Source organism: Kitasatospora sp. NPDC059747 (assembly GCF_042732955.1).
Classification (GTDB): domain Bacteria; phylum Actinomycetota; class Actinomycetes; order Streptomycetales; family Streptomycetaceae; genus Kitasatospora.
Genome location: NZ_JBHWGV010000010.1, coordinates 87,434 through 99,498 on the forward strand (window position 1 = coordinate 87,434; position 12,065 = coordinate 99,498).

A 12,065-nucleotide genomic window follows, 5' to 3' on the forward strand; every position below is an offset into this window, starting at 1 on the left:
CCTGGGGGCGGGCGCGCGGGGGGCGGCGTCCCCGCCGTCGGGTGCCCACAAACCGCGAACAGATAACAGATTTCAGATTTTGAAATCTGTTATCTGTTCGCTGTTACCTGTTCGCCGTCACCCGACGACCGTTCGCCGCTCGGGCAAGGCGGCCAGACACAGCCGTGGACGGTCGAAGTACGCGTCAGCCGCCCCGAAGACCCACCGCCAGGGTCAGTTCAAGGACCCGGTCGGGCGAGGCGAGATCCGGAAACAGCTCCCGCAGCTGCGACATCCGGTAGCGGACCGTCTGAGGATGGACGAACAACGCCGCCGCCACCTCGTCCCGCCTGCCCTGGTGCAGCAGCCACGCCCGCAACGTCTCCTCCAGCCGCCGTGCGGTCGCGACAGGCAGGGTCCGCAACGGCGCGAGGGCTCGGGTACGCAGGTCTGCGAACGCGTCCGCGTCCGCGCTCAGCACCAGCTCGGGCAGGTGGTCCTCGGTGTCGCGAATCTCAGAGGAGAGGGAGCGCGCACGGACGGCTCGCGCGTACGAGGCGGATGCACGAATCCATGGCCGTGCCGGGCCGACCACGGCGGTGCGGTCGGTCAGCTGCCGCAGGAGGTGTGGCCGGTCGGCATCGGGGACGAGCAGCACACCGGTGGCGTCCGGCAGATCGTCGAGGACGAGGGTGCTCGGGTCGAGCACGCGGTAGGCGGGCCGGGCCTGGGCGGCGGGCAGCAGGACCGCGGTCAGCGTAACCGGGGGCTGCCACCCGGCCCGTTGAACGGAGGCCAGCAGCACGTCCGGACTCGCGCCGGCGAGGAGGTCGCGGGCCAGGTGTTCCAGGTGGCGCTCCTGGGCCCTGCCCCGGGCGGCCAGTTCGTCGGCATGGCCCGCGGCGCTCGCGGCGGAGAGCTCGTCGATGTAGGCGAAGGTCAGCTCGGCGAACTTGGCGACCTCGGCGGCGGGCAGACCCGCGGGCACGGCACCCGCTGCCAGGCATCGCCAGGCCACACGGGCGCCGACGCGGTAGGCGCTGAGCAGGGCGTCCATCGAACGGCCGTCCCGCACCTCGCCGCGGCCCAGCTCGTAGGCCGCGTCACCGGCGTCGCCGCCCGTGGCGTTCCCGCTCGCGAGGTCCAGGTAGTGCCCCAGGGCGGTGCGGACGGCTCGGCGGATGGTGCCGCCCATGCGGCCCGAAAGCGCGTTGGCGTAGGGAGGGACCTCGTCGATGATCGCCTCGACGACCTCGTCGGCGGTGGCCGTCAGCGCGGCCCGAAGCGCGGTGACCGTCGTCTCGTCCAGGACCAGCTCGCCGGCCCTCCGGATTGCTTGGCTCATGTTCTTGTTCCCTGCGAACAACTCAGCCGATCGGATTTACGTCCTATGGTCAGGACTTTACGCCCCGAGGCGCAGCAAGCTGGAGTCATGACGAGTGCAGCGCTCCGCAGCAGGGCGTGGAAACTGCTGGAGATGGTCACGACGCCGCTGCTGCCGTCGGACTACCTCGACCTGGTCAGCCCGCTGCGTGCGGGCGCCGACCTGCGTGGGCGCATCGAGGCCGTGCACCCCGAGACGAGTGACGCCGCGACCGTCGTGATCAGGCCGGGACGGGGCTGGCGCGGCCACACTGCCGGTCAGTACGTACGGATCGGGGTCGACGTCGACGGGAGGCGCCTGTGGCGTTCCTACTCCATCACCTCACCGACGGACCGCCGGGACGGCCGCATCACGATCACCGTGAAGGCGATCCCGGACGGCAAGGTCAGCAACCACCTCGTCCGCAGGGCGACCCCGGGCACGCTGGTCCAGCTCGATCAGCCGACCGGTGACTTCGTGCTGCCGCGCGCCAAGCCCGCCAAGGTGCTCTACCTGACGGCCGGCAGCGGCATCACGCCCGTGATGGGCATGCTGCGCGACATCGAGTTCGACGACGTCGTCATGGTCCACTGCGCGCCCCGGCCGCAAGACGTGATCTTCCGCGACGAACTGCACGGCCTGGTCGCGGACAAGAAGCTGCGCCTCACCGAGGTGCACACCTCCACCGGCGGCAGGCTCGACATCGCCCGCCTCGCCGAACTCGTGCCCGACTGGGCCGAGCGCGAGACCTGGGCCTGCGGGCCCGCGGGCCTGCTCGACGCCGCAGAGGGGCACTGGACCGAACACGGCGTCCGAGAGCGCCTGCACACCGAACGGTTCCGCCCCCGCATCGTCGCCGGCAACGGCGACGGCGGCGGCGAGGTCACGTTCAGCACCACCGGCAAGACCGTCGACGCGGACGGCGTCACGCCGTTGCTGGACATCGGCGAGGAAGCCGGCGTGCTCATGCCCTCCGGGTGCCGCATGGGCATCTGCTTCGGCTGCGTCACGCCGCTCAAGGCGGGCGCCGTCCGCGACCTGCGCACCGGCGAGATCACCGAGGCCGAGCCGGGCGTCCTCATCCAGACCTGCGTGTCCGCCGCGGCGGGCCCCTGCGACATCGAACGGTAGAGGCACCTTGACCGCAATCGACCCCACCGCCCACCTGACCGCGGAGCAGATCGAGGAGCTCGGCCGCGAGCTGGACGCGATCCGCGACGCGGTGATCGCCGACCGCGGTGAGAAGGACGCCGCCTACATCCGCAAGGTCATCTCGGCGCAGCGCAAGCTCGAGCTGGCCAGCAGGGGCGTGCTGCTGTTCTCGATCTTCCCGCCCGCGTGGCTGCTCGGCACCGCCGGCCTGTCCGTGGCGAAGATCATGGACAACATGGAGATCGGCCACAACGTCCTGCACGGCCAGTGGGACTGGATGCGGGACCCGAAGATCCACTCCACCACCTGGGAGTGGGACCACGTCTCGCCGGCCGAGCAGTGGAAGCACTCGCACAACGAGCTGCACCACACGTACACCAACGTGATCGGCAAGGACAACGACCTCGGATACGGCATCATGCGCGTCGACGAGGACCAGAAGTGGCACCCGCTCCACCTCGGCCAACCGCTGTGGAACTTCGTCAACGCCTGCTTCTTCGAGTACGGCATCGCGGCATACGACCTCGAACTCGGCAAGAACCTGCACAAGCGCCGCCGCGGGAACCCGGAGTTCCGCGCGCGGGCGAAGGCCGTGGGCCGCAAGATCCGCAAGCAGGTGCTCAAGGACTACGTGATCCACCCGCTGCTGTCGGGCCCGTCGTTCCTCACCACGCTCGCCGCCACGTTCACCGCGAACCTGGTCCGCAACATCTGGACCCACTCGGTGATCATGTGCGGGCACTTCCCCGAGGGCGTACAGGTCTTCGAGCGCCGGTCGGTCAAGGGCGAAACGCGCGGCCAGTGGTACCTGCGCCAGATGATGGGCTCGGCGAACATCAGCGGCAGCAGGGCCATGCACTTCATGACGGGCAACCTGTCCCACCAGATCGAGCATCACCTGTTCCCGGACCTGCCGAGCAACCGGTACGCCGAAGTCGCGGTGAAGGTGCGCGCGCTGTTCGAGAAGTACGAGCTGGAGTACGTCACCGGGCCGCTGCCCAAGCAGGTGTTCTCCGCGTGGCGCAAGGTCTTCCGGCTCTCGCTGCCGAACAGGAAGCCCAAGGCCGAGACACCGGCCCGCGAGAAGGAGCTCATCGCGGCCTGACGCCCGGTACTGGTCCTCCCGGTGACGACATCCGCGCGGGAGCCCTCGCCACGCTCGACGGCCCGCGGACCACGGCGGCCGGGACGGCAGCCCGACACGGCGTCGACCCGGCCCGGCCAGGCAGGACCGAGGAGGCCGGGCGCCGGCTCCGCTCCGGGGCACCGTCGACGCGCCGACGGCATCCGGTTCTCGGGCTCAGCGCAGCGCCGGGTGCTCCGCGATCACCGTGCAGCTGCCGGGGGCGATCTCGGTGAAGCCCGCGTCGCGGACCACCGGGAGGCCGCTCGCCACCAGCTCCGCCCACGCTTCCGGCGTCGGCGTCCGCACGGCGAGCGCGAAATCGGACTCGGCCCATTCCTTGCGCTGCGCCTCGTCCAGCCGCCACCAGGCGAGCTGGGCCGCGTGCCCGGTCTGGGCCATCGTCTTGCCCGCGCTCATCTCCACGTCCGGGTTGAGCCACAGCACCGGCAGGCCCGCCTGCGGGGCGCCGATCTCCTCGGTCTCCTCCAGGTCCGTCCCCGAGACCTGGAGCTTCGCGAGCTCCTTCGGCCACCCGTCCAGCGGGACCGGCGGGAACACCCGCACCTCCGCCTCCCGCCCCCGCACGGTGATCCCCGGCAGTTCGCCGGCCCGGCGCCACTCCCCGCCCCGGGCCCGCCGGACCACCTTGCGGATCCGCGCGTCCTCCCACGCGGCGACCCGCTCGGTCCACTCGCCGTCCGCCTCGGTGACCCGCGGGTCGGCGAGCAGCGTGAGCACGGCGCGGGCCGACGTCTCCAGCGCGTCCGTCCGCCCGGGCGGCGTGGCCCGCTCCATCCGCACCACCAGCGGCAGCACGTACTGCGGCCGGCCGTCGCGGTCGTCCGAGGTGGGCACGGGAACGGGGGCATCGAACGGAGAAGTCACCCGTCCAGCATGCCAGCCCCCCGGGTCACCCGATCACGGCAGGTCCCGCCCGGCCCCAGCCCTCTGCCGCACCCGTCGGTCACACCCGCCGGCCAGACCCCGCCGGTCACACCCGCCGGTCACAGCCGCCGGTCACACCCACCGGCCAGACCCGCCGGCGGCTACCGCAGCCGCTGCCGCAGCTCGTCCACCGCCGCACGGATGCCCGCGCTGTAGGCGTCCTCCGGCAGGGCGTCCAGGCTGCGGACGGCACGCTCCAGTTGCTCGCGCGCGAGGTCGGCCTCGCCCAGCTTGAGGTGGTCGGAGGCCAGGTTGAGGTGCAGCGACGGGTAGAACGCCCGCACCTGGAGCGCGGACTCGTACGTCTGGGCCCGCTCGGCGGTCAGCGAGTCGGCGGCGGCCAGCGCCCGGCGGTCCCACTCCAGTTCGGCCCGCGGATCGTCCTGGAGGTCCGCCAGGTAGTGGGCGAGCACGCAGCGGTGGAAGACGTCGCCGCGCTCGCCGAGCGCCTCCCACAGCGCCTCGAAGCTGGCCCGCGCCTCGGCCGTACGGCCGCGCTGCGCCGCCTGCACGCCGTCCAGTCCGAGCGCGATCCGGGAGAGGAACTGGTCGTCCCCGGCCGCCGGGAGCCCGTCCGGGCCTGCGGGCACGTCGCGCATATCAGATACATCGGACATGTCCGCAGCCTAGCCGCCGCCCCCGGAACGCGCCGGACGGCGGGTCAGCGCCGGTAGCCGCGCTGGCCGTCCCGCTCCTCCGCGTCCTCGTAGGCCAGGAACCAGCCCTCCGGGTGCGTCGCCGCCAGCAGCAGCTCGGTGCGCTGCTCGGTGGCGAGCTCCGGGTCGCCGTCGTCCGGCCCGTAGACGCCGAACAGCTCGTCGTGGCAGCCGTCCCAGTCGTAGTCGTACAGGTCGGCGGGCAGGTCTCCCATCATGTCGGCCACCGACTCGGGCTGCGCGCCGAGCAGCGCGCGGGCGTCGAGGAGGGCCATCCGCAGCGCGATCTCCTCGGCCAGGCAGCGCGGCAGCGGCCACTCGCCGAGCGCGAGGTCGTCGGCCAGGTCGTCGAACGCCCGGGCCATCCCGCGTCGCCAGCCCCGGTGGAGGCGCCAGGTGCGCTGGGGCAGCCGGGCGAAGACCGTCCAGTCGGCGTCCTCGCCGTCGGCGACCGGGTCGTCCCCGTGCTCGTCGAGGTCGTCGTACGCGGCGTCGGCCAGCCCGAGCAGCTGGGCGTGCAGGAGGCACGCGGTGCGCGGGGTGAGCGTCCAGTCCCCGCCCGCGCCGCCGCCGTCCTCGTCGTCGCCCTCCAGCGGGAACAGCTCGGCGAAATCCGGCGCGAAGTCCTCGGTGACGCTGATCTCCAGCGTCCCGCCGATCGCCTCGACGCCCGGGATCGCGGCCACCAGCCGGTCCGGGTGCAGCAGCGCACCGAGCGCCGCGTTGGCGTCCTCGGCCACCTCGCGCAGCAGGTCACGGCGCTGGCCCGCCGGATCGATGCCGTCGAAGTCCAGTTCCTCCACGGCCGCGATCGCCGCGGCGCGCAGCGCCGGCCAGTTGGTGATCCGCAGGCCCAGCACCACCGTCGCTTCGATCTCCTGCGCACCGGAGTCCTCCGCCGCGCCCGGCCCCTGTGGATGATCGCTTCGCTCGCCCATGGGGCTACGGTACGGCTTTTCGGCCGCCCGATCACCGGTCTGAACCAGCTTCCGGACACCTTGTCCGCCACGCCCCGGCCACGCCTCTGTCACTCGGACGCGCGACGGCGGCAGGATGGGCCCCATGGCTGACATCAACGAGTACGGCGGTGGGCAGGGCCCGAACGCCGACGTCCTGGTCGTGACCACCAACGACATCCCCGGCTTCCGCGTCGACCACGTGATCGGCGAGGTGTTCGGGCTGACCGTGCGCAGCCGGCACATCGGCAGCCAGATCGGTGCCGGGCTGAAGTCGCTGATCGGCGGCGAGCTGAAGGGTCTGACGAAGACCCTGGTGGAGAGCCGCAACGAGGCGATGGAGCGGCTGGTCGAGCAGACCAAGGCGCGCGGGGGCAACGCGGTCCTGATGATGCGCTTCGACGTGACGGAGGCGGCGGACGTCGGCACCGAGGTCTGCGCGTACGGCACGGCGGCCGTGATCTCCCCGACGACCTGAGGCGGCCGGTCCGGCTGATCCGTGCCCCCGGGGGCTCCTGGGGGCTCCGGGGCTCCCCGGAGCCGCCCGGGGCTGCCGGGCACTGCGGGGAACACCCGCCCCACCCCCCGATGTTTCATCGGCGTGACTGTTTACGGTGCAACCGACGACGCGGGGCAGCGGCGGGTGGACGTCCTGGTGGCGGGTGCCGGGCAGGCGGGCCTGTCCGCCGCCTACCACCTGCGCCGCCGCGGCGTCGCCCCCTACCGGGCGGACGCCGACGGCGGCTTCGTCGTGCTCGACGCGGGGAGTGGTCCGGGCGGCGCATGGGCCCACCGCTCGCCCTCCCTGCGGATGGCCACCGTGCACGGTTTCCACGACCTGCCCGACGCCGAACTGCCCGCCCCCGACCCGGCCTCCGCCGCCCGCGAGGTCGTGCCGGGGTACTTCGCGGCGTACGAGGCGCGGCACGCGCTCCCCGTCGTGCGCCCCGTGACCGTCCACGCGGTGCGCGCCGAGTCGGACCGGCCGGACTCGCGGCTGCTGGTCGAGACCGACCACGGCACCTGGTCCACCCGGGCATTGATCAACGCCACCGGCACCTGGACCCGCCCGTTCCTGCCGCACTACCCGGGCCACTTCGCCGGGCGGCAGCTGCACTACGTCGAGTACCGCGGGCCGGCGGAGTTCGTCGGGAAGCGCGTGCTGGTGGTGGGCGGCGGGGCGTCCGCGATCCAGGTGCTGTCGGAGGTCGCGGCGGTCGGCGAGACGGTGTGGGTCACGCGGACCCCGCCGGTCTTCCACGAGGGGCCGTTCACCCCCGAGTACGGGCGGGCAGTGGTCGCGAAGGTCGAGGAGCGGGTCCGCCTGGGACTGCCCGTGCGCAGCGTGGTGAGCGTGACCGGGCTCGGCCCGTCCGTCGCGTACCGGCGTGCCGAGGAGCTGGGCGCGCTGCACCGCCGGCCGATGTTCGACCGGCTCACCGAGCACGGAGTCGCCTGGGGGGACGAGGAGTCGGCGGTGGACGCGATCGTGTGGGCGACCGGCTTCCGCCCCGAGGTCGGGCACCTCGCCCCGCTCGGGCTGCGCTCCCCCGGCGGCGGCATCGCCCTCACCGGGACCCGGGCCACCGCGGATCCGCGCGTCCACCTCGTCGGCTACGGGCCGTCGGCGAGCACGGTCGGCGCCAACCGGGCCGGGCGCGCCGCCGTCAACGACCTGGTCCGCCTGCTCGGCGACCCGGCGGGGGATCTGGCGGGTGAGCCGACGAGGCGTCCCGACCCGGTCGGGGTCTGACGTGGTCGGGGTCCGACACGGTCCGGGCGCGGTCCGGGCGCGGTCCGGGCGCGGTCCGGGCGCGGTCCGGATCCAGCTGACGGCGGTCCGGCGGCAGGTCCCGGGTCAGCTCAGCGGTCGTAGTCGACCGTCACCCGGTCCGTCAGCGGGCGGGCCTGGCAGGTGAGGACGTAGCCCGCGGCCAGTTCCTTCTCCTCCAGCGCGAAGTTGCGGCGCATCTCCACCTCGCCGTCGGTGACGAGCGCGCGGCAGGTGCCGCAGACGCCGCCCTTGCAGGCGAACGGCAGGTCGGGGCGGGAGCGCTGGGCCCCGTCGAGGATCGAGCGGTCGCGCGGGAGGGAGAGCGTGCTGCCGCGCCCGTCGAGGACGACGGTGACCTCGCTGTGCACGCCGTCCGCCCCGGCGTCCGCCGCGTCGGGGTCGTCGGCCCGCTCCGTGACCGGCTCGTCCTCGGCGTGGAACAGCTCCTGGTGGACGCGCTCGCCCGGCACGCCCAGTTCGGCGAGCAGGTCCTTCGCCCCGGCGACCATGCCGAACGGGCCGCACAGCCACCAGTGCCCGACCCGCCCGACGTCCACGAGGGCGCCGAGCAGCGCGCGCACCCGCTCGGGGTCCAGACGGCCGCTGAGCAGTTCGGCGTCCCTGGTCTCCCGGGACAGCACGTGGACCAGCTGGAAGCGGCCGAGGTAGCGGTCCTTCAGGTCGGCCAGCTCGTCGGCGAACATGACGGTGTCGCTGCGCCGGTTGCCGTAGAGGAGGGTGACGGTGGAGGCGCGGTCGGCGGCCAGGACGGACGCGGCGATCGACAGCATCGGGGTGATGCCGGAGCCGGCCGCGAGCAGCACGTGGTCGGCGGGGACGCCGAGTTCGGGGCTGAACAGGCCGGTGGGCGTGAGCACCTCCAGCTCGTCGCCGACCCGGGCCTCGCGCACCAGCCGACGGGAGAACAGACCGCCCGGCACCTCGCGGACGGCGATCCGCAGCGGGCCGCCGGCGGGGGCGCAGATCGAGTACGAGCGGCGCTCGTCGCAGCCGTTCACCTCCTGGCGCAGCGTCAGCGTCTGCCCGGGCCGGAACGCGTACGCGGCGGCGAGCGCGTCCGGCACGGCGAAGGTCACCGCGACGGCGTCCTCGCAGAGCCGTTCGATCCCGGAGATCCGCAGGTGGTGGAAGACGGGGCGGCGGGCGGCCGCGGGAGCCGCGACGCTGATCCCGGCGCTGGTCTCAGCGCTGTTCTCGGCACTGGTCTCCGTGCTGGTCTCGGCGCTGGTCTCGGCGCTGGCGGCGGGCATTCAGATCTCCTTGACGCGTTCGAACGGCTCGCGGCAGGCGCGGCAGCGCCAGAGGGCCTTGCAGGCGGTGGAACCGAACCGGGACAGCTCCTCCGTGTCGGCGCTCCCGCACTGCGGGCACGGCACTGGGGCGGCGGAGGCGGCCGTCCGGGTGGGGCCCAGGGTGAGCGCGACCGGCGCCGCACCAGCGGCCCCCGCGCCCGGGCGCGGCGGGGCGATGCCCGCCTCGGCGAGCTTGCGGCGGCCCTCGGCGGTGATCATGTCGGTGGACCACGGCGGGTCCAGCCGCAGCCGCACCCGGACGTCCCGGTAGCCGGCCGCGCGCAGGCGGCGGTCGACGTCGGCGGCCATCTCCGCGACGGCCGGGCAGCCCGAGTACGTCGGGGTCAGCCAGGCGGTCACCGCGCCCGTGGCGCCGTCCGCCTCGACGTCGGCCAGCACCCCCAGGTCGGCCAGGGTGAGCATGGGCAGCTCCGGGTCCGGGACGGCCGCGGCGATCGCGCGGGCCAGGTCCCGCACGGTGGGCTCCGCCGACACGCCCGCGCCCGTCACCACGTCGCCCCCGGGTGGGCGCGGGCCACCACCTGCAGCTCCGCGAGCAGCGGTCCCAGTACCTCCGTGTGCACGCCGTCCCGGCCCGCGCGGCCCAGGACGGTGGCCAGCGGCAGCACGTCCGGCACCGTCAGCCCCGCCTCGGCGAGGACCGCGGCGAGCGAGCGCAGCACCGGTTCGCGCAGCGCCGCCGGGTCGACGCCCACGCGCAGCTCCACCGGGTGCGCCGTGAACAGCTCCTCCAGCAGCGGCCACACCGCGTCCAGCCCGGCCTGCATGCGCGCCGACGAGTACGGCGTGCCGTCGCCGAGCCGCAGCGTCCAAGCGGTCGCGTACTCGCGGTGGTACGCCAGCTCCTTGACGCCGCGGGCGGCGACGGCCGCGAGCACCGGGTCCGGGTGGGCACTCAGCGCCTCGTACAGCGCGCCGCGGACGGTCGCGAACACGAGCAGGCGGGCGACCGAGTGCGCGAAGTCGCCGTTCGGCGTCTCGACGAGGCGGACGTTGCGGAACTCGTGCTCCTCGCGCCAGTACGCGAAGTCGTCCTCGGTGCGCCCGGTGCCGTCCGCCTGGCCGGCCCTGGTGAGCAGCAGGCGGGCCTGGCCGAGCAGGTCGAGGCCGAGGTTGGCGAGCGCGACCTCCTCCTCCAGCTCGGGCGCGCGGGTGCACCACTCGATCAGCCGCTGGGCGAGGATCAGGGCGTCGTCGCCGAGCATCAGGCAGTAGGCGGCGAGGTCGGCGCCGTCCACGCCCTCGGGCAAGGCGCTGTCCACGCCGAGCAGCGGGTCGGCGAAGCCCGTCCCGTACGCCCAGCGGCCCTCGCCCTCGGGGCCGGGGGCGGCCTCGGAGAGGCTGAGGTAGACGTGGTCGTCGTCCGGTGCGGCGGCGGTGCCGGCGGGTGCGGTGTGGTCGTGCACGGTGGTTCCCCCGTCAGATGTGCGGGACATCCTCGGGGATGTCGTAGAAGGTCGGGTGGCGGTAGACCTTGTCGCCGCTGGGCTCGAAGAACGGGTCCCGCTCGTCCGGGGTGGAGGCCGTGATCGCGTCCGAGCGGACCACCCACAGGCTCACGCCCTCGTTGCGGCGGGTGTAGAGGTCGCGGGCGGCGAGCAGGGCCATCCGGTCGTCGGAGGCGTGCAGCGAACCGACGTGGACGTGGTTCAGGCCGCGCCGGGGGCGCACGAACACCTCGTACAGCGGCCAGCCGGCCTTGGCGGCGCCGTCGACGTTGGACTCGGTCACTTTCCGTTCTCCTGTTCGGTGCTGCTGGGCTGCTCGGCGGTCCCGTGCTCGGCGGTCCGGTACTCGGCGCCCCGGTGCTCGGCGGCGCGCTTCTCCGCGTAGGCGACGGCCGCCTCGCGGACCCAGGCGCCGTCCTCGTGGGCGGCCCGGCGGCGCTCGACGCGCTGGGCGTTGCACGGGCCCTGGCCCTTGATGACGCGGGTCAGCTCGGCCCAGTCGGGCTCGCCGAAGTCCCAGCCGCCGCGCTCCTCGTTCCGGCGCAGCTCGGGGTCGGGGAGGGTCACGCCGAGGTGCTCGGCCTGCGGGACGGTCATGTCCACGAAGCGCTGGCGCAGCTCGTCGTTGGTGTGGCGCTTGATCCGCCACGCCATCGACCGGGCCGTGTTCGGGGAGTCGGCGTCCGAGGGGCCGAACATCATCAGCGACGGCCACCACCAGCGGTCGACCGCGTCCTGGACCATCCGGCGCTGGGCGTCAGTGCCACGCATGAGGGTCATGAGCAGCTCGTAGCCCTGGCGCTGGTGGAAGGACTCCTCCTTGCAGACCCGGACCATCGCGCGGGCGTACGGGCCGTAGCTGCAGCGGCACAGCGGCACCTGGTTGCAGATCGCGGCGCCGTCGACCAGCCAGCCGATCACGCCGACGTCGGCGAAGGTGAGGGTCGGGTAGTTGAAGATCGAGGAGTACTTCTGGCGGCCGGAGATCAGCTTCTCGGTCAGCTCGGCGCGGTCGACGCCGAGCGTCTCGGCGGCGGCGTAGAGGTAGAGGCCGTGGCCGGCCTCGTCCTGGGCCTTCGCGAGGAGGATCGCCTTGCGGCGCAGCGACGGGGCGCGGGTGAGCCAGTTGCCCTCGGGCTGCATGCCGATGATCTCGGAGTGCGCGTGCTGGGCGATCTGGCGGATCAGGGTCGCCCGGTAGGCGTCGGGCATCCAGTCCCGGGGCTCGATCCGCTGTTCGGCGGCGATCACCGCCTCGAACCGCTCCTCCTGCGTCTGTGCGGGGACCGGCTCGGCCACCTCTGCTGTCACCACGGTCCCCTCTCACGTGCC

The 12,065-nt window shown here is 73.6% G+C and carries 13 protein-coding genes; 4 read left to right on the plus strand and 9 right to left on the minus strand.

Annotated elements, in window-relative coordinates:
- Positions 1-184 precede the first annotated feature (184 nt).
- Complete coding sequence (locus ACFV4G_RS06935) at positions 185-1,324, minus strand: PucR family transcriptional regulator (RefSeq protein WP_380437286.1); 1,140 nt, start codon at positions 1,322-1,324, stop codon at positions 185-187.
- A gap of 87 nt (positions 1,325-1,411) precedes the next feature.
- On the opposite strand from ACFV4G_RS06935, the gene ACFV4G_RS06940 reads away from it, so the two are divergent.
- Together ACFV4G_RS06940 and ACFV4G_RS06945 are read left to right on the plus strand one after the other, a co-directional pair.
- A complete protein-coding gene (locus ACFV4G_RS06940) occupies positions 1,412-2,473 on the plus strand; it encodes a ferredoxin reductase (RefSeq protein WP_380437288.1) in 1,062 nt (353 codons plus the stop codon).
- A 7-nt stretch (positions 2,474-2,480) separates the two neighbouring features.
- Positions 2,481-3,599 carry a fatty acid desaturase family protein gene (locus ACFV4G_RS06945; protein WP_380437290.1) on the plus strand — a complete coding sequence of 373 codons (1,119 nt, stop codon included), beginning with the start codon at positions 2,481-2,483 and terminating at the stop codon, positions 3,597-3,599.
- Between the two features lie 195 nt (positions 3,600-3,794).
- On the opposite strand, the gene ACFV4G_RS06950 is transcribed toward ACFV4G_RS06945, so the two are convergent.
- From ACFV4G_RS06950 to ACFV4G_RS06960, 3 genes are all read right to left on the minus strand, one after another.
- Positions 3,795-4,505 carry an aminoacyl-tRNA hydrolase gene (locus tag ACFV4G_RS06950; RefSeq protein ID WP_380437292.1) on the minus strand — a complete coding sequence of 237 codons (711 nt, stop codon included), beginning with the start codon at positions 4,503-4,505 and terminating at the stop codon, positions 3,795-3,797.
- 161 nt (positions 4,506-4,666) lie between these two features.
- On the minus strand, positions 4,667-5,182 hold the full coding sequence (locus ACFV4G_RS06955; RefSeq protein ID WP_380437294.1) for a hypothetical protein: 516 nt from the start codon (positions 5,180-5,182) through the stop codon (positions 4,667-4,669).
- A gap of 44 nt (positions 5,183-5,226) precedes the next feature.
- On the minus strand, positions 5,227-6,159 hold the full coding sequence (locus ACFV4G_RS06960; protein ID WP_380437296.1) for a hypothetical protein: 933 nt from the start codon (positions 6,157-6,159) through the stop codon (positions 5,227-5,229).
- Positions 6,160-6,283: 124 nt separating this feature from the next.
- Here ACFV4G_RS06960 and ACFV4G_RS06965 point away from each other — a divergent pair, with 124 nt between their 5' ends.
- Positions 6,284-6,655, plus strand: a complete 372-nt coding sequence (locus ACFV4G_RS06965; RefSeq protein WP_359957476.1) for a YbjQ family protein — start codon at positions 6,284-6,286, stop codon at positions 6,653-6,655.
- 123 nt (positions 6,656-6,778) lie between these two features.
- Entirely contained in the window at positions 6,779-7,930 is a 1,152-nt protein-coding gene (locus ACFV4G_RS06970) for an NAD(P)-binding domain-containing protein (RefSeq protein WP_380437298.1), read from the plus strand.
- Positions 7,931-8,040: 110 nt separating this feature from the next.
- Here the strand turns inward: ACFV4G_RS06970 and paaE are convergent, their stop codons facing one another.
- The 5 genes from paaE to paaA are packed head-to-tail and all read right to left on the minus strand — an operon-like array spanning position 8,041 to position 12,044.
- Positions 8,041-9,222 carry a 1,2-phenylacetyl-CoA epoxidase subunit PaaE gene (gene paaE, locus ACFV4G_RS06975; RefSeq protein WP_380437300.1) on the minus strand — a complete coding sequence of 394 codons (1,182 nt, stop codon included), beginning with the start codon at positions 9,220-9,222 and terminating at the stop codon, positions 8,041-8,043.
- Positions 9,223-9,759 carry a 1,2-phenylacetyl-CoA epoxidase subunit PaaD gene (gene paaD / locus ACFV4G_RS06980; RefSeq protein ID WP_380437302.1) on the minus strand — a complete coding sequence of 179 codons (537 nt, stop codon included), beginning with the start codon at positions 9,757-9,759 and terminating at the stop codon, positions 9,223-9,225. It lies immediately after the preceding gene.
- 11 nt (positions 9,760-9,770) lie between these two features.
- A complete protein-coding gene (gene paaC, locus ACFV4G_RS06985) occupies positions 9,771-10,691 on the minus strand; it encodes a 1,2-phenylacetyl-CoA epoxidase subunit PaaC (protein WP_380437304.1) in 921 nt (306 codons plus the stop codon).
- Positions 10,692-10,704: 13 nt separating this feature from the next.
- The gene (gene paaB, locus ACFV4G_RS06990; RefSeq protein ID WP_380437306.1) at positions 10,705-11,016 is read right to left on the minus strand and encodes a 1,2-phenylacetyl-CoA epoxidase subunit PaaB; all 312 of its coding nucleotides are present in this window, start codon (positions 11,014-11,016) and stop codon (positions 10,705-10,707) included.
- Entirely contained in the window at positions 11,013-12,044 is a 1,032-nt protein-coding gene (gene paaA / locus ACFV4G_RS06995; RefSeq protein WP_380437308.1) for a 1,2-phenylacetyl-CoA epoxidase subunit PaaA, read from the minus strand. The genes paaB and paaA overlap by 4 nt, the downstream gene beginning before the upstream one ends.
- Positions 12,045-12,065 lie beyond the last annotated feature (21 nt).